The organism is Synechococcus sp. Cruz-7E5, assembly GCF_024345995.1.
Lineage (GTDB): Bacteria > Cyanobacteriota > Cyanobacteriia > PCC-6307 > Cyanobiaceae > Regnicoccus_A.
This window is the reverse complement of the sequence record NZ_JAGQCE010000006.1, coordinates 88279-105183: the sequence shown is the minus strand read 5'-3', so window position 1 is coordinate 105183 and position 16905 is coordinate 88279. Positions and strand designations below refer to the sequence as shown.

The following is a 16905-nucleotide window of genomic DNA, read 5'->3' as shown; positions in this document are numbered from 1 at the left end:
CTTTCGTTTAGAAGAGAAACAGTTGAACTCCTCGCTGATGGTCCGCTCGGATCAGGCCACGATCACCGGGGACACGATCGCCGAACAAACCAGCAGCCCCGAGGAACTCAGCGACTTCATCGAAGCCGCCGGTCTGCTGAGCTACGACCCACAGGCCATCACGCGGATCTACGCCGGACACCCCAAGCGGCTGCTGAGGCGTCTCTGGCAGACCCTGGTGCCCATCAGCCTGTTTCTGATCGGGGTGGGCTTTGACAAGTTTTTCGGGGTACTCAGCAATGAGGAGCGCGCCCGCGAGCGTGCACGGGAATTCACCGAACTTCTGGCGGCCCTGGGGCCGGCCTTCATCAAAGCCGGCCAGGCCCTTTCCACCCGGCCGGACATCATCCCGCCGCTGCTGCTGGAAGAACTGGCCCAGCTGCAGGATCAGCTGCCCGGCTTCGATAGCTCCCTGGCGATGGCATGCATCGAGGAAGACCTCGGCGCACCGGTCAGCAGCTTGTTCCAGCAGCTGGACCGGGAGCCGATCTCAGCTGCCTCCCTCGGCCAGGTGCACCGCGGGGTCCTGCTCAGCGGCGAGGCCGTGGCGGTGAAAGTGCAGCGGCCGGGGCTGCGTGAGCAGATCACCCTCGACCTTTACATCGTTCGCCAGATCGCGGCCTGGCTGAACCGGAACGTGCGCTTGATCCGCAGTGATCTGGTGGCCCTGATCGATGAGCTCGGCAAACGGGTCTTCGAAGAGATGGACTACGTCAACGAAGCCAGCAACGCCGAACACTTCGCTCGCCTGCACCTGCATAATCCCCGCATCGCCGTTCCGCGCATCTACCACAGACTCACCAGCCGCCGGGTGCTGACGATGGAGTGGATCGAGGGAGTGAAGCTGACCAACCTCGAGGCAGTGCGCTCCCTGGGCATCAACCCAGACGACATGGTGCAGGTGGGCGTTAACTGCAGCCTGCAGCAATTGCTGGAACACGGTTTCTTCCATGCCGATCCCCATCCCGGCAACCTGCTGGCCCTGCCCGATGGCCGGCTGGCCTATCTCGACTTCGGCATGATGAGCGAGGTGAGCCGCGAGTCGAGAACGGGGCTGATCCAGGCGGTGGTGCATCTGGTGAACCGTAATTTCAGCTCCCTCTCACGAGATTTCGTGAACCTCGGATTTCTCGGAGAGGAGGTGAATCTCGAGCCCATCATTCCGGCCTTCGAGAATGTGTTCGGCCAGGCTCTGGAGATGGGAGTCAGCCGTATGGACTTCAAGGCAGTCACCGACGATCTCTCCGGTGTGATGTACAAGTTCCCCTTCCAGGTGCCGCCTTACTACGCCCTGATCATCCGCTCTTTGGTGACACTGGAAGGCATTGCACTGAGTGTGGACCCAGACTTCAAGATCCTCGGTGCTGCTTACCCCTATTTCGCCCGCAGGCTGATGGAGGACCCGGATCCGGCCCTGCGCAGCAGCCTTCGCGAGATGCTCTTCGACGGCGAAGAGTTCCGCTGGCAGCGCCTGGAGAACCTGATCAGCAGCGCCTCCCTTCAGGACCAGCTGGACCTGGAGGGACTGCTTGATCAGGTACTCGACTTTCTCTTCTCCTCCAAGGGCGGCCTGCTGCGCCAGCAGCTGGTGGACGCCCTGGTGGACCGGGTGGATGCGATCAGCTGGCGGGCCTTTCGTCGGCTGGGCAGCCGCCTGCCCCGCCGCCTGCAACCTCCCGGACTGCGCAGTCCCCGCCTCGAGAGCAGCGAGGAGGCCCTGCTCAGTCTGGAGCCGGTCCAGCAACTGCTGATGATCCTGCGTCAGCTGCCCGGCTTCGAGCCCCAGCTGCTATTGCGACGTCTGCCCAGGCTTCTGGGCGAACCAGACCTGCGCCGCATGGGCGTGCAGCTGGCCCAGGGCCTGGCGGAGCGCAGCGTGGTGCGCCTGCTGCGCGATGTCCTGGTGGCTCCGGAGCTTCGCCAGAGCGCCGTACTCAGCGCCACCGGCAGCTCTTAGAGTCAAGTCACCACCAGGTCTTAAATCTTGGCCCGTCCGCCCAAACTCCTGGCCGTCCTGCTGGGCCTTTCATTGAGTGCAGTCACGCCAGGGCTGCAGGTGCAGGCCGCCGAACAGGTGGTGTTCGTGAGTGGAGCCTTCCGGCGCTCGATTCCGGTGGCCGACCTGGAACACCTGGCCCAGACGGGTCAGGCCCGGGGCCTTCTGGCGGATGTACTGCGTTTCAGCAATCAGGAGCCGGCCTCGGTGGCCAAGTTGCTGAACCAACAACTCACCCTGCCGATCGTGCTGACCAGCCGGCTGCTCTCCACGCGGATCGGCGAAGCGCTACTTCAGCGACTCGCGGGGATTTTCTCTCCCTTGCGGACACCCCAGAAGGGGGTCCAGGCCATCCGGGGCGCCCTGATCACGGGCCTGGCCAACGGCAACGGCAGCCTCAGCGCCACTGGGTTTCTGCAGGCCTATCCGTCCCAGGAGCTGGCGGTGAACATTCCGGCCCTGCTGGGGGTGATCAGCAAAGCAAGCTCAATCTCCGATCTTGTGCGCTTTTTCTCCGAATCGCCCCTTGATGGGTTACGCGGGGATGGAGCTGCCCAGTCCGGCGGCAAAGCGCCTAGAGCCAGCTCCCCAGCAGCCCAGCCAACGACCCCGTCGCCGGCCCCCTGAAACACCGATCTCGTTGCAGGGAGCTGCTGGGAACTGGGCGCGTAGATTCGTATCAGCCTGTCCTCCGGTCGACGTGCCCCTGCTTTCAGCTCTTCGGCGACTGGGCCAGCAACCAACGATGCAGGACTGGCCGGGGCTGATCGAGGCCTACCGCCGCTGGTTGCCGGTAAGTGATGCCACGCCTGTGATCACCCTGCGGGAAGGGGCGACTCCCTTGATCCCGGCGCCGTCGGTGGCGGCACGGCTGGGCCGTGGCATCAAGGTGTTCCTGAAATACGACGGCCTCAACCCCACCGGCAGCTTCAAGGACCGGGGGATGACTATGGCGGTGAGCAAGGCCCGGGAAGCAGGCGCCGAAGCGGTGATCTGCGCCAGCACCGGCAACACCAGTGCGGCGGCCGCCGCCTACGCCCGCCGCGGCGGCATGCGCGCCTTCGTGCTGATCCCCGACGGCTATGTGGCCCAGGGCAAGCTGGCCCAGGCCCTGGTTTACGGCGCCGAAGTGCTGGCAGTGAAGGGGAACTTCGATCGTGCCCTGGCGATCGTGCGCGAAGTCGCCGATGCCTACCCGGTCACGCTGGTGAATTCCCTCAACCCCTACCGCCTGCAGGGGCAGAAGACCGCCGCATTCGAGGTGGTGGATGCCCTAGGTGACGCCCCGGACTGGCTCTGTATCCCCATGGGCAATGCGGGCAACATCAGTGCTTACTGGATGGGCTTCCAGGAGTACCGGCAGGCAGGCCACAGCCGACGCCTGCCCCGGATGATGGGCTTCCAGGCCAGTGGTTCCGCGCCGCTGGTGCTGGGTCACACAGTCGAGCAACCCGACACGATCGCCACCGCGATCCGGATCGGCAATCCTGCCAACCGCGAGAAAGCCCTCAGCGTGCGCGAACAGAGCGGCGGCTCCTTCCACGCTGTCAGCGACCAGGACATTCTTGAGGCCTACCAGTTGCTCGGCCGGGAGGAAGGAGTGTTCTGCGAACCAGCCAGCGCTGCCTCCGTTGCCGGTCTGCTCCAGCAGGCCGACCAGGTGCCCGCCGGAGCCACGGTGGTTTGCGTGCTCACTGGCAACGGTCTGAAGGATCCCAACACTGCCATCGACAACTGCGATGGGGCCTTCCATGCCGGCCTGGCCCCTGAGGTGGATGTGGTGGCCAAGGTGATGGGCTTCTGAACGCGAAAATCTGAAGACAACAGCTCAATAAGCCCCGCACCGGAGTTTCCGGTGCGGGGCTTTGGACTGTGGAGAACCCCTGGCCGCCCTTGCGGATCGAAACAGAGCTGGGGTGCACTGATCAAAGCGTCCACGGGAAAAACAGCCTCAACACGGGGAAAAAAGGAGCAAAGCGAGCACTCCTGAAATGTCGACGTTTTCCCCAGATCCGGGAAAGAGTGGAAAACCATGTTTTCAGCCGATATTCCGGCGCTCTTTCCTCAGTTCTGATTCGCAAAATCTGAGACTGGGACTGGCATATGGATCTTTTCCGCTTTTTCCCCAGCCCCTACGACTACGGATTGGATTTGTTTTCTTCTGGATTTAGACAAAACCAGTAACAGGATTGGGGAGAGGGCAGCTGCAGACCGGTTCGAGCAAGCTGGAACTCGTTGCGCTTCCGACAGCGGTGTGGAAGCGTGGTGTTGCCCCTGGCGGGCTGGTCCTCTCTGGAGTCGTATCGAGATGAAGCTGGTCTGCTCTCAGGCGGAACTGAGCGCCAGCCTTCAGCTGGTCAGCCGTGCCGTGGCTTCACGCCCAACCCACCCGGTTCTCGCGAATGTGCTGCTCACCGCCGATGCCGGCACTGGCCGGCTCAGCCTCACTGGCTTCGATCTCAGCCTTGGCATCCAGACCAGCCTTCCCGCTTCCGTTGAGAGCAGCGGCACCATCACCCTGCCTTCACGCCTGTTCGGTGAGATCGTGGCTCGCCTCTCCAGCGACAGTCCGATCAGCCTGAGCTGCGAAGAAGGTCAGGAGCAGGTGGAGCTCACCAGTCGCTCCGGCAGCTACCAGATGCGCGGTCTTTCTGCCGAGGACTTTCCCGATCTGCCCCTGGTTCAGAGCGGAACTCCGCTGCGCCTCCAACCGGAGGCGCTGGTGAAGGGGTTGCGGGCCACCCTTTTTGCCAGCAGCGGTGATGAGGCCAAGCAGCTGCTCACCGGCGTCCACCTCGGCCTGGCGGATCAGGATCTCGAATGCGCCGCCACCGATGGGCATCGCCTTTCGGTTCTGCGCCTCGAGAAGGCCTTCTCCGGCGCCGAGGATGGCAGTGAGCCTTTTGCGGTCACTGTGCCAGCCCGCTCCCTGAGGGAACTGGAGCGGCTGCTTTCCGCCTGCAGCAGTGACGATCCGGTGAGCCTCTACTGCGATCGCGGGCAGGTGGTGTTCCTCTGGGCTGACCAGGTGCTCACCAGCCGCAGTCTCGATGGCACCTATCCCAACTACCGCCAGCTGATCCCCGATCGCTTCACCCGAACCCTGGAGCTTGATCGCCGTGGTTTCGTGCAGGCACTCGAGCGGGTGGCTGTCCTCGCCGACCAACACAACAATGTCGTCAAGCTCAGCAGTGATCCCGGCAGCGGTCAGCTTCACATCAGTGCCGATGCCCAGGATGTGGGCAGCGGCTCCGAAGACCTGCCGGCGGTGATCAGCGGTGATCCGATCGAGATCGCCTTCAATGTCCGCTACATCCTCGATGGGCTCAAGGCGATGACATCCGAGCGGGTGGAGCTGCGCTGCAATGCCCCCACCACCCCGGCGGTGCTGACCTCTGTGCAGGATCCGACCTTCACCTACCTGGTGATGCCAGTTCAGATCCGCAGCTGAGCCCGTGACCCTGCCCGAGCAACTGCTGCTCAGCGACCTGCTGCGCCGCCGGGTGCGCTGCAACCAGGGGATCGATCATGGCGCTGGTCTGCTGGGCTGGATGCACCCGCCCGTGCACCGTCTGCTGGGCTGGGTGAGCAAGCCTTCGGCTTTCGGGACCCGCCGGCTGGTCTGGCGGCTCAACCAGCTGCGCGGTCTCACCGATCAGGAGGCTCTGGTGCTGGGAGAGCCCGCAGAGACCGAACCCGCCACATTGGAGCGCTTGCCCACCCTTCTGGATGCGGCCCTGCTCGGTACCGACAACCAACTGCTGGGTGTGATCGCCGACGCCAACGTGGAGTTGCGCAGCGGCCTGATCCTCGACTATCTGGTTGCCCGCAGCGATCCGCGTCTGCCTGGCAGCAGCCGTTGGCTGCTCTCGCCCGAGCGCATCGTCGATCAGCAGCCCGGCCAGGTGATGACTGCTCTGCAGGGCCTCGATGATCTGCCCCTGGCGCGGGCCAGCGTGCGTCAGGAGTTCCTGAGGCGCTCCCGCCGCTGGCGGGAGCAGTTCGAGGAGGTGGGTGGGCGCTTCGAGGAACGGTTGGAGGGCTGGCTGGAGGAGCCGCCCTGGCAGGGGCCTGATCCCCTCGAATCAAAATCACGTCCAGATGATCTCCCCCTGAATCGGCTTGACGAGGAGGAGGACTGGGATGACCCGGAGGCCTGGGGGGAGCCGGTACGGGAGGTTTCGGCCCCGCCACGGCGCAGGGCCGGGAGTGAGCGGCGACGGCCCCTGGATGCCGATCCAATCGAGCCGGAAGATCCCTGGATCTGAACCCTGACCGGTGGCCGGCCGGGGCCACGGGCTCGGCCACACTGGAGCCCTGATGATTCCATGCTGTGGTTGCCACACCCTCTTTTCTGGTCGCTGAGGCCCTGCGCCAGGAGGGCCTCAGCCAGGCCGACTACGAGGAGATCCGTCGCCGGCTCGGTCGTGAGCCCAATCGCGCCGAGCTGGGCATGTTCGGGGTGATGTGGTCGGAGCATTGCTGCTACCGCAACTCCAGGCCCTTGCTTCAGGGCTTCCCTACCAGTGGGCCACGCATCCTGGTGGGCCCCGGCGAAAATGCCGGTGTGGTGGATCTGGGTGAGGGCCAGAGGCTGGCCTTCAAGATCGAAAGCCACAACCACCCTTCGGCGGTGGAGCCGTTCCAGGGTGCTGCCACCGGTGTGGGTGGCATCCTCCGCGACATCTTCACGATGGGCGCCAGGCCAATCGCCCTGCTCAATGCCCTGCGCTTCGGTCCCCTTGAGGATGAGCGCAACGTGGGCCTGATGGAGGGGGTGGTGGCAGGCATCGCCCACTACGGCAATTGCGTGGGGGTCCCCACCGTGGGTGGTGAGGTGGCCTTTGACCCCAGCTATTCCGGCAACCCTCTGGTGAACGCCATGGCCCTGGGTCTGATGGAAACCGAGGAGATTGTTTGCTCCGGTGCAGTTGGGGTGGGCAATCCGGTGGTGTACGTGGGCAGCACCACCGGCCGCGACGGCATGGGTGGCGCCAGCTTCGCTTCGGCGGAGCTGAGTGCTGCATCACTGGATGACCGTCCGGCAGTGCAGGTGGGTGACCCCTTCCTGGAGAAGGGACTGATCGAGGCCTGCCTGGAGGCCTTCCAGAGTGGTGATGTGCTCGCTGCCCAGGACATGGGCGCCGCTGGCCTCACCTGCAGCTGCTCGGAGATGGCCGCCAAGGGGGGGCTTGGCATCGAGCTTGATCTCGACCGGGTACCGGCCCGGGAGACCGGCATGAGCGCCTATGAGTTCCTGCTCAGCGAGTCGCAGGAGCGGATGCTGTTCGTGGTCAAACCCGGATGCGAGGAGGCCCTGATGGCCCGCTTCCGCCGCTGGGGTCTGCAGGCCGCTGTGGTGGGCCGCGTGCTGGCCGACAACGTGGTGCGGGTGCTGCAGGGAGGTGCAGTGGCTGCGGAGGTGCCTGCCAGCGCCCTCGCCGATGACACTCCGATCAACCACCACGAGCTGATCAGTGAGCCGCCGGCTGCCATCCAGGCCCACTGGCGCTGGAGCGAAGCCGACCTGCCTGCCGCCACCGCCGAAGGGATCACACCGACGGGTGGTCCCCTGGCAGGCCAGCCCCTGGATTGGGGCTCTGTGCTGCTTCGCCTGCTCGATGACCCCACCATCGCCAGCAAGCGCTGGGTCTACCGCCAGTACGACCACCAGGTGCAGGCCAACACGGTGATGCCTCCCGGTGGCGCCGATGCGGCCGTGGTGCGCCTGCGGCCCCAGCGGGGTGAAGGCGCCATGGCTGCTGCCAGCCGTGGGGTGGCCGCCACCGTCGACTGTCCCAATCGCTGGGTGGCTCTGGATCCGGAGCGGGGGGCTGCAGCGGCGGTGGCCGAAGCCGCCCGCAATCTCAGCTGCGTCGGTGCCGAACCGCTTGCGGTCACCGATAACCTCAACTTCCCCTCGCCGGATACCCCCACCGGCTACTGGCAGCTGGCCATGGCCTGCCGCGGCCTGTCGGAAGCCTGCCGGGCACTTGACACCCCCGTCACCGGCGGCAACGTCTCCCTCTACAACGAAACCCGGAGGCCCGATGGCAGCCTGCAGCCGATCCATCCCACCCCCGTGGTGGGCATGGTTGGCCTTGTGCATGACCTCAATCACGTCACTGGTCTGGGTTGGCAGGCCCCGGGCGATCCCATCTGGTTGCTGGGGGTGCCTCTGGCCACAAGCGATGGCGACGGGCGGCTGGGCCTGGCTGCTTCCAGTTATCTGGAGAGCGTCCATGGTCTGGCCACGGGCCGACCTCCTCTGACCGACCTGAAGCTGGAGCGGGCCGTGCAAGCCCTGTTGCGCCAGGCGATCACGACGGGCCTGGTGGCCTCTGCCCACGATCTCAGTGACGGGGGTCTGGCGGTGGCGGCCGCCGAGGCCTGCATCGCTTCTGGCCTTGGCGCCGTCCTGGAGATGCCCGCTGACGCGGGCCGCCTTGATCGCTTGTTGTTCGCTGAAGGGGGCGCCAGGGTGCTGGTGTCGATCAAGCCAGATCAGGAGCGGGCCTGGCAGGAGCTGCTGGGCATGCAGCGGCCAGGGGAGCAGGAAGCGCTGGCCAGGCCGATCGGTCGGGTGGGTGAGGCCGGAGATGCACTGAGCTTCAAGCAGGCCGGCAGCTGCCTTCTGACGCTGGCAGTGGAGGAGGACCTGCGCATGAGCTACGAGAACGCTCTGCCGCGCCGACTGGCCGCAGCCGGCTGAGGCACAATGAAAAGGTAAAAGAAAGGTGAACGGGCCTGTGGCAAGCGCGCACCCCACTCCGGAACGGCCCGACCGGATGGAGGAGGCCTGTGGGGTCTTCGCCGTTTACGCCCCTGGCCAGCAGGTGGCCAACCTCACCTACTTCGGCCTCTACGCCTTGCAGCACCGGGGTCAGGAGTCGGCAGGGATCGCTGTGTTCAACGGCGACAAGGTGCGGCTGCACAAGGACATGGGCCTGGTGAGCCAGGTCTTCGATCAGGACGTGCTCGAGCGCATGCCCGGTGATCTTGCCGTGGGCCACAACCGCTACTCCACCACCGGCAGCAGCCGTGTCTGCAACGCCCAGCCGGTGGTGCTGATGACCCGCCTCGGTCCGTTCGCGCTCGCCCACAACGGCAATCTCGTCAACGTCGAGGATCTGCGCCAGTCGGTCCAGGCCAGTGCGATTCAGTTCACCTCCACAACCGATTCCGAGCTGATCGCCTTCGCCCTGCAACACGCGGTTGATGGGGGACTGGGTTGGGAGGAGGCGATCCGCGATGCGGCAGGCCGCTGCCGCGGCGCCTTCAGCCTGGCGATCGGTACCCCTACTGGGCTGTTCGCTCTGCGCGATGGCCATGGGGTGCGGCCCCTGGTGTTCGGCCACATCGGCGATAAGCACCAGGGTCAGTGGGTGGTGAGCAGTGAGACCTGCGGGCTCGACATCATCGGCGCCGCTTACGACGGTGACGTGGGCCCCGGTGAGCTGATCCGCTTCAGCGCCGGCGATCCGGTGCCGGCCCGCCAGCGCTGGTGCGAAGAGCCCACCAAGCTCTGCGTGTTCGAGATGATCTACTTCGCCCGGCCAGACAGCCGCTTCTTCGGCGAATCTCTCTACAGCTATCGCCACCGCATCGGTGAGGTGCTGGCGCGGGAAACGGCGGTGGAAGCCGACATCGTGATCGGCGTGCCCGATTCCGGCATTCCCGCTGCCATCGGTTTCTCCAAGGCCAGCGGCATTCCCTTCGCCGATGGTCTGATCAAGAACCGCTATGTGGGCCGCACCTTCATCCAACCCACCCAGGCGATGCGGGAGGCCGGCATCCGCGTCAAGCTCAATCCCCTTCCGGATGTGCTCTCCGGCAAGCGGGTGGTGGTGATCGACGACTCGATCGTGCGAGGCACCACAAGCCGCAAGCTGGTGATCGCCCTGCGCGAGGCCGGTGCCACCGAGGTGCACATGCGCATCAGCTCGCCTCCGGTCACCCACCCCTGCTTCTACGGCATTGACACCGACAACCAGGAACAGCTGATCGCTGCACGCCTCAATCTCCAGGAGATCACCGATCACCTTCGGGTTGATTCCCTGGCCTACCTGAGCAAGGAGGGCATGCTCGAGGCTGCCCACGACAACTCCTCTCACTTCTGCACCGCCTGTTTCGACGGCAACTACCCGATCGAAATGGACGACTCAGTGCGCTCCAGCAAGTTGATGCTTGAGCCCACGGGGATGGCGGCCCTTGTCTGATCCAGGCTGATCAGCTGAACAAGGGCACCAGGTCAATCACGGTTTCATCGGCTGAGCAGGTCCAGAGCGGTTCTTTCGGTCCCTCCTCGCCAGTGCTGCGCTGGAGTTCGGCCATCGCCAGCCGCAGGCTTCGGCCCGTGGAGAACCTCAGGCCCACGATCGTGGCGCTTCCAGCCTGCAGATCGACCAATTCATCATCCCGCTGGAGGAAGCGCAGTCCGATCTGACCGAGGTCTCCACGCTCACAGCGGCGCAGGCTCTCCACCTCCAGCCGTCTCAGCTGGCTGTGGCGGCTGACCAGCAGCACATCGGTCCCCGGATCGACGCAGGCCGCCCCCACCACGCTTTCGCCAGGCAGCAGTCGCAACAGCGTTGGACCCTGCGCAGCCTTGCCCATCAGCGGGAGGGTGTTGTCATTCACGGCCAACCTGAGCAGACGACCTGTGGTGCTGGCCACCACCAGATCCTGACCGTCTGTGCACGGCACGACCCGGCGCAGTCGCACACCGTCTTTGAGCTTCAGTACGGTGGCGGCCCGGCCGGATAGTTCGCGGAACGTTTCCAGTGGCAGCCGTTTGAAGCGGCCATCGCTGCTGAGCAGACCCAGTGTTCCCGTTGGCGTCTGCGGCAGGGGCAGTACTTCCACGATCGGATCACCCACCAGGCTTTCGGGCAGGAATTTCTCCAGGGAACCGGGCTGCTGGGCGGCGAATTCCCAACGCAGCATGGCCACCCTGCCACTGGCGCTGAAGGCCAGCAGGGAAGGCCTCTCGGACACGGGCAGGATCAGGCGTGCCGGGGCCGGATGTTCTCCGAGGGGCGTTGCTTCATCGAGGTGCAGTCGCCCCAGTGCCTGGGGTGCCACGATCCGCACCACACCATCGGCTTGAATCAGCAGTCGTCCATCTCCGGGCAGGGCATCGAGAGCCTGCTGGCGCTGCAGCTCGGTGTTGGGCCGCACAGCCGCCGCCCTCTGGGCTAGCAGGTCGTCGCCGCCGGCCACCAGCCGGGTGCGGCGGGGGGTGAAGTAGCGCTTTTTGAGGGCCTTGAGTTCGGCCACCATGGCATCGAGCAGGGCTGGTCTATCGTCGAGCAGGTGGCGCAACCGCTCCCGCTCCTCCTGCAGTTCCCCCGACTCCTGGCGCAGCCCGTCCTGCTCCAGGCTCGTGAGCCGTCGCAGGGGCATGGCCAGGACGGCATCGGCCTGGCGTTCGCTCAGGTCGAAGTGCACCTGCAGGCTGGCTCTGGCACTGGAGGCGTCCGCTGCCGCCTGGATTCGCTCGATCACCTCGGGCAGGGCTTCGAGGGCTCGGATCAGGCCCTCAACCACCTCGAGCCGGTCTTCCGCACGCCGCAGAGCATGGCTGGTGCGGCGGATCAGGGTGTGTTCCCGGTACTCCAGGAAGTGGTTGAGCATCTGGCGCAGGCTGAGCTGCTGGGGCTGGCCATTCACCAGGGCGAGCAGGATGGCGCCGAAATTGCTCTGCAGGGAGGTGCGCCTTTGCAGGTCGGCGAGCACCTTGCTGGCCTCGGCATCCCTGCGCAGCTCGATCACCACCCGCATACCATCTCGGTCGCTCTCGTCACGGATGTCGGCGATGCCGCCGATCTTGCCGTCGTTCACCTGCTCGGCGAGCTTCTCGATCCAGCCCGCCTTGCTCAGCTGATAGGGCAACTCGGTGACCACCACAGCGCTGCGGCGGTGACGACCCTTGCCGGGCTGCACCTCCTCGATGTGGGCAATTCCCCGCATGGGGATGCTGCCGCGCCCCAGCAGATAGGTGTCGCGCACACCGCTGCTTACCAGCACCTCCCCGCCGGTGGGGAAGTCGGGCCCGGGCACCAGCTCCAGCAGCTTCTCGTCGCCCAGCTCCGGCTTGCGGATCAGAGCGATCAGTGCCTCCACCACCTCGCCCAGATTGTGGGGAGGAATGCTGGTGGCCATGCCCACCGCGATGCCAGAGCAGCCGTTGAGCAGCAGGAACGGCAGCTGGGCCGGCAGCACGGTGGGCTCTTGTTGGGATCCGTCGAAGTTGGAAGCGAAATCAACGGTGTCGTTGCCGATCTCATCGAGCATCGCCTGGTGGGCGATCGGTGCCAGCCTGGTCTCGGTGTAGCGCATAGCGGCCGGCGGGTCGTCGTCAACCGAGCCGAAGTTGCCGTGGCCATCCAGCAGCGGATGGCGGCTGGCGAAGGTCTGCACCAGGCGCACCAGGGCGTCGTAGACCGCCTGGTCGCCATGGGGGTGGTATTTGCCCAGCACGTCGCCCACCACCCGGGCGCATTTGCGGTATGGCCGGTCCGGGGTCAGCCCCAGTTCATGCATCGCGAACAGGATCCGGCGCTGCACGGGCTTGAGGCCATCACGCACATCGGGCAGGGCGCGGCCCACGATCACGCTCATCGCGTACTCGAGGTATGAACGCTGCATCTCCTGATGCAGGGCGATGGGCTGGACGCGCTCCTCGGCCATCCGGTTCTGGGATCTGAGGGCGGAAGGCGCTCAGCCTACAGATCCTCTCTGGTGGGGCCCCATCCAGCGTCCGGCCTCACTCCTCCCCGGAGTCTTCCCCATCGCTGCTGCCAGTGGCGTTGGCATTGGCCCGGTCGGTGGCGGCCTTCATTGCCGGGTTCTCAAGCAGGACGCGGGTGCTGCTGCGCAGCCGCGGACCCCAGAGTTGCTCCTTCTGATATGCATCCAGTACGTAGTTGGGCTCGATCGCCAGGGCCTGGCTGGCCATCTCCAGGGCTTCTTTCTGGTCGCCCGGCCGGGTGTGGAGTGCCGCAGCCAGAGCGAGCATGGGTTCGGCGGCCTTGGGATTGATCGCCAGGGCCCTGCGCCAGCGCCGGATGGCGTCGTCGTTGCGGCCGAGCTCATAGAGCACCAGCCCCTGGTTGTTGATCGCTTCCCAGAAATCCTTGCGCAGGCCCGAGGCCCGGTCAAATGACCCCAGCGCCGCCTGGGGATTGTTGAGCAGCAGGTGGGCGTTGCCAAGGTCGAAGTGGGCGCCGGGATTCTTGCCGTCTAACTTCAGACCGGTTTCCAGCAGACCGACCGCCTGGCCGGGCTGACCATCCCGCAGGGCCAGAGAGCCTTCCGCGAACCAGATGCCGGGGTTGCGCGGATCGAGTTCCTTTGCCCGCGCCAGCGACTGGCCGGCGGGTTTGATCTGGTTGCTGCGCAGCTGCGCTTCCGCCAGCAGCACCCAGCCGCGGGGGTCGTTGGGCAGGAGCTGCACCGTCAGGCCCGCCAACCGGGCCGCGTCGTCGGCCTGGCCCAGCCGCAGCAGCCGCGTGGCCGCCTGGGCGATGCCCAGTCCCGCCGCCTCCAGTTCCTCTGCCCTGGGCACGTAGACATAAGGAACGAGGGCCTGCGCCGAAGCTGCTGGGCCGATGGCCAGGGCCAGGGCCAGGGGAGCCGACGCCAGAGAGTTGAACCAGCGCGGAGCCATGCCAGCTATGAGATCCATGGTTCAGCCTAGGGGTCTGCTTCTGGGGTCTCGGCCTGGGCCGACCGAAGATTGCGCCGCCACATCCAGGGCTTGATCCGTCGCAGGGCCGACCCCCTCAGCCGCTCGTCCCACTCGGCATCACTCCAGGTGAGGGCCTCCTCGGCGTGCAGGTTGAGCAGCCAGTGCCTGGGCTGCAGGTCTGGATCCTCCGAGCTGGGAAGCGACTGCTGGTTCCAGGGGCAGACGTCCTGACAGATGTCGCAGCCAGCCACCCAGGGACCCATGGCCGCTGTCATGGCCGCCGGAAGCGTGTCGTCTCGGTTTTCAATCGTGTGATAAGCGAGGCAGCGGTTGGCATCCACCACAAAGGGCTCGCTGATGGCCCCGGTGGGGCAGGCCTCGAGGCAGCGGCTGCAGCGGCCGCAGAGAGGTTCAGATGGAGCATCGCCAGGCAGATCGGCCGTGGTGAGCAGGTGGCCGATCAGCATCCACGATCCCCGTCGGGGGTGGATCAGGTTGCCGTTCTTGCCGATCCAGCCAAGACCCGCCTGTTCGGCCCAGGCCTTGTCCAGCAGGGGGGCGCTGTCGACGCAGGCCCGCCAGGCCACGCCAGGGCACTGCTCCTCCAGCCAGCGCCCCAGCCGACGCAGACGTCCATCAATCACCCGGTGATAATCCCTGCCCCAGCCGTAGCGGGCGACGGCCAGGCTGCCCGGCTTACGCCCTATGGCCACGTGATAGTTGAGACCCACGGCCAGCAGGCTGCGCACGCCGGGCAGCAGGCTGGTGACTTCGCGGCGTCGGGGATCGGCCATCCAGGCCATGCCGGCCTGGTGACCGGCCTCCAGCCAGCGTTCCAGCGCCGCAGTGCGCAGGGGCATCCGCCCATCGCCTGGTAAGGCTGCCAGCCCCACCGGCTCGAAGCCCAGGGACCTGGCCTGTTCCTTGAGTGCAATCGCCAGCTCCTGAAGGCGGAGCTCAGATTCGGGCGTTGCGGCCGGTTGCTGGGGATGGCCTGATCTCACCCGTACAGTTGCCGCTGATTGTCATCCTGCTGTGACTCCTGCCTCAACTGGCCGACTCGGCTATCTCCTGCGCTGGCTCGGCCTCACCCTTGTCGTGCTGTTGGTGCTGCAGCTGGCGGCGGTGGTTTCCGCCTGGAGCTGGCAGGAGGAGGCCTTCCGCCAGATGGTGATCGAGCGCCTGATCACCCAGTCACCGATGGCCCTGGTGGGCCTGCTGCTGGCCCTGTTCGGCTCACGCCTCGATCAGACCGACTCCCGCACCCCCCTGCGTTGGCTCGTGGCTGCTCTGGCTGCTCTGCTTGCCATTGGCCTGGCGGTGTCGGTGCCGGTGGCGATCAGCGGCGATGGTGTGCTGACTGCCAAGAACGAGCAGACCTTGACCGCCCAGCGCAGCCAGCTGGAGATGGCCAAGCAGCAGAGCCAGAATCCCCAGGTGTTGGAGCAACTGGTGCGCCAGGCCGAGCAGTCGGGTCAGGTCCCGCCCCAGGCCACTGACGAGCAGAAGCAGCAGGCTGCCCGCGGTTTCATCGACCGCCAGCTGCAGCAGATGGAGCAGCAGGTCCAGGAAGCGGAGCGGGCTCAGGGTCTGGCGGTGAATCAGCGCCGTTACGCAGGCACCGGCTCAGCCGCGGTGCTGGCTGTGGCGTTCACCCTGCTGGCTCTGGCCGCTTTGCTCTGAGAATCCCTTGAAGCCATCCTGAAGCTGCTGCTGCACCAGGCGGCTGGCTAGGTTGATCTGAGCAATTCGAAAACCGGACAACCGGGACCATCCTTGGTGCAGTCGAGCCCCAGACCTGATCAACCGTTGGGGACCCGGTTGCAGCAGGACCTTAAAAACGATCTGATCGCCGGTCTGCTGGTGGTCATACCCCTGGCCACCACCATCTGGTTGGCGACCACGGTGAGCCGTTTTGTGCTCGCATTCCTGACCTCGATTCCCAAGCAGTTCAATCCTTTCAATACCCTTAATCCACTCCTGCAAGAGTTGATTAATCTGGGTGTCGGGTTACTGGTTCCCTTGCTGGGAATTCTGTTGATCGGCCTGATGGCCCGCAACATCGTCGGCCGCTGGCTGTTGGATTTCGGCGAGGGAACACTCCAGCGCATTCCCCTTGCCGGCTCTGTCTACAAGACACTCAAGCAACTGCTCGAAACAGTTTTCCGTGACAATTCCACTCGCTTTCGGCGGGTCGTCCTGGTGGAATATCCGCGCAAAGGTCTGTTTGCCCTCGGTTTCGTCACCGGTGTCCTCGGCAGTGCTTTGCAGGGAAGCTTCGACCAACCGATGCTGAGCGTGTTCATTCCCACGGCTCCCAACCCCACCACCGGTTGGTACGCCGTTGTGCCGGAAACCGCGGTCCGCGATCTTGACCTCTCGGTGGAGGATGCGTTTCGCACGATCATCTCCGCAGGGATTGTCAGCCCTGATGATGATCGAGAAATCCCAGCCAGCCGCAGCTTCTCCAGCCTGCTTGCCCAGCTGCGTGCTCCTGTGTTCTCGTCCTCTCCCCCCAACAAGCCCTGATCTGCGGCTTGCCACCCTCGACCCACCCGATGCCGAGTCGATCCATCTCCAGAGAACTGGCCCTTCTGATGCTGGGCCAGGTCAATGACCGCGTTCCACCGGCTGATCTGCCGCTGGAGACTCTGCTGCAGCAGGCCTTGGCCAGCTTGGCCCAGCACGTGCGTGAGGCCCTCGACAATGCTGAGATCGATCTGCAGCAGGCACAGCAGCAACTGCTCGAGAGTGAACTGATCGATGCGGCCGATCAATTGCCGCGGGTGCGGGATTACCTGCAGCAGGGTCTGACCCATGCCGAGTTGGCGCTCAATCGGCTCTCCGCCAGCCTGGAGCTGCCCCGTCTGCTGATGCTTGCCGACCAGAGCGAGATCCGCGAAGGGGCCCTCGCCCGCACCCGTGCCGTCCTTCAGGACCGCGAAGCCCTGGATTCTCAGCTTGATGCAGTGATGGAAGGCTGGCGCCTCGGCCGGCTGCCCCGCATCGACCGCGACATTCTGCGGCTGGCGGCTGTGGATCTTCACACCTTCGGAACCCCGGCTCCGGTGGCCTGCAATGAGGCTGTGGAGCTGGCCAACCGCTACAGCGATGATCAGGGCCGCCGGATGATCAACGGGATCCTGCGCCGGCTCACCACCTCCGTCTCTTGAGCAAG

The 16905-nt window shown here is 65.4% G+C and carries 13 protein-coding genes; 10 read left to right on the top strand and 3 right to left on the bottom strand.

Annotated elements, in window-relative coordinates:
• Positions 1 to 37: 37 nt before the first annotated feature.
• The 7 genes from KBY77_RS09010 (at position 38) to purF (ending at position 10254) form a co-directional block, all read left to right on the top strand.
• Entirely contained in the window at positions 38 to 1996 is a 1959-nt protein-coding gene (locus tag KBY77_RS09010) for an AarF/ABC1/UbiB kinase family protein (RefSeq protein WP_255103390.1), read from the top strand.
• 27 nt (positions 1997 to 2023) lie between these two features.
• Positions 2024 to 2662, top strand: a complete 639-nt coding sequence (locus KBY77_RS09005; RefSeq protein ID WP_255103388.1) for an alpha/beta hydrolase — start codon at positions 2024 to 2026, stop codon at positions 2660 to 2662.
• Between the two features lie 118 nt (positions 2663 to 2780).
• The gene (gene thrC / locus KBY77_RS09000) at positions 2781 to 3839 is read left to right on the top strand and encodes a threonine synthase (protein WP_255103527.1); all 1059 of its coding nucleotides are present in this window, start codon (positions 2781 to 2783) and stop codon (positions 3837 to 3839) included.
• 504 nt (positions 3840 to 4343) lie between these two features.
• Positions 4344 to 5486, top strand: a complete 1143-nt coding sequence (gene dnaN / locus KBY77_RS08995; protein ID WP_094554917.1) for a DNA polymerase III subunit beta — start codon at positions 4344 to 4346, stop codon at positions 5484 to 5486.
• A 4-nt stretch (positions 5487 to 5490) separates the two neighbouring features.
• On the top strand, positions 5491 to 6303 hold the full coding sequence (locus KBY77_RS08990; protein WP_255103386.1) for an RNA methyltransferase: 813 nt from the start codon (positions 5491 to 5493) through the stop codon (positions 6301 to 6303).
• Positions 6304 to 6368: 65 nt separating this feature from the next.
• Positions 6369 to 8747 (top strand): phosphoribosylformylglycinamidine synthase subunit PurL, encoded by a 2379-nt coding sequence (gene purL, locus KBY77_RS08985; protein ID WP_255103382.1) that lies wholly within the window; start codon positions 6369 to 6371, stop codon positions 8745 to 8747.
• 76 nt (positions 8748 to 8823) lie between these two features.
• Positions 8824 to 10254: an amidophosphoribosyltransferase gene (gene purF, locus KBY77_RS08980; protein ID WP_255103525.1), complete on the top strand. Its 1431-nt coding sequence runs from the start codon at positions 8824 to 8826 to the stop codon at positions 10252 to 10254.
• Between the two features lie 10 nt (positions 10255 to 10264).
• On the opposite strand, the gene KBY77_RS08975 is transcribed toward purF, so the two are convergent.
• From KBY77_RS08975 to queG, 3 genes are all read right to left on the bottom strand, one after another.
• Positions 10265 to 12727: a DNA topoisomerase (ATP-hydrolyzing) subunit A gene (locus tag KBY77_RS08975; protein ID WP_255103380.1), complete on the bottom strand. Its 2463-nt coding sequence runs from the start codon at positions 12725 to 12727 to the stop codon at positions 10265 to 10267.
• 76 nt (positions 12728 to 12803) lie between these two features.
• Positions 12804 to 13706 carry a tetratricopeptide repeat protein gene (locus tag KBY77_RS08970; RefSeq protein WP_255103377.1) on the bottom strand — a complete coding sequence of 301 codons (903 nt, stop codon included), beginning with the start codon at positions 13704 to 13706 and terminating at the stop codon, positions 12804 to 12806.
• Between the two features lie 26 nt (positions 13707 to 13732).
• The gene (gene queG, locus KBY77_RS08965) at positions 13733 to 14731 is read right to left on the bottom strand and encodes a tRNA epoxyqueuosine(34) reductase QueG (protein WP_255103373.1); all 999 of its coding nucleotides are present in this window, start codon (positions 14729 to 14731) and stop codon (positions 13733 to 13735) included.
• A 31-nt stretch (positions 14732 to 14762) separates the two neighbouring features.
• Here queG and KBY77_RS08960 point away from each other — a divergent pair, with 31 nt between their 5' ends.
• The 3 genes from KBY77_RS08960 (at position 14763) to nusB (ending at position 16900) form a co-directional block, all read left to right on the top strand.
• Positions 14763 to 15410, top strand: a complete 648-nt coding sequence (locus KBY77_RS08960; RefSeq protein WP_255103371.1) for an HpsJ family protein — start codon at positions 14763 to 14765, stop codon at positions 15408 to 15410.
• Positions 15411 to 15503: 93 nt separating this feature from the next.
• Positions 15504 to 16256 (top strand): DUF502 domain-containing protein, encoded by a 753-nt coding sequence (locus KBY77_RS08955; protein ID WP_255103369.1) that lies wholly within the window; start codon positions 15504 to 15506, stop codon positions 16254 to 16256.
• A 29-nt stretch (positions 16257 to 16285) separates the two neighbouring features.
• A complete protein-coding gene (gene nusB, locus KBY77_RS08950; RefSeq protein ID WP_255103367.1) occupies positions 16286 to 16900 on the top strand; it encodes a transcription antitermination factor NusB in 615 nt (204 codons plus the stop codon).
• The last annotated feature ends 5 nt before the right edge of the window (positions 16901 to 16905 follow it).

What these genes read in the sequence shown, in the direction of transcription:
- KBY77_RS08970 (WP_255103377.1), bottom strand. Translation starts at nt 13,706, where the DNA reads ATGGCTCCGCGCTGGTTCAACTCTCTGGCGTCGGCTCCCCTGGCCCTG.
- purF (WP_255103525.1), top strand. Translation starts at nt 8,824, where the DNA reads ATGGAGGAGGCCTGTGGGGTCTTCGCCGTTTACGCCCCTGGCCAGCAG.
- thrC (WP_255103527.1), top strand. Translation starts at nt 2,781, where the DNA reads ATGCAGGACTGGCCGGGGCTGATCGAGGCCTACCGCCGCTGGTTGCCG.
- dnaN (WP_094554917.1), top strand. Translation starts at nt 4,344, where the DNA reads ATGAAGCTGGTCTGCTCTCAGGCGGAACTGAGCGCCAGCCTTCAGCTG.
- KBY77_RS09010 (WP_255103390.1), top strand. Translation starts at nt 38, where the DNA reads ATGGTCCGCTCGGATCAGGCCACGATCACCGGGGACACGATCGCCGAA.
- nusB (WP_255103367.1), top strand. Translation starts at nt 16,286, where the DNA reads ATGCCGAGTCGATCCATCTCCAGAGAACTGGCCCTTCTGATGCTGGGC.
- KBY77_RS08975 (WP_255103380.1), bottom strand. Translation starts at nt 12,727, where the DNA reads ATGGCCGAGGAGCGCGTCCAGCCCATCGCCCTGCATCAGGAGATGCAG.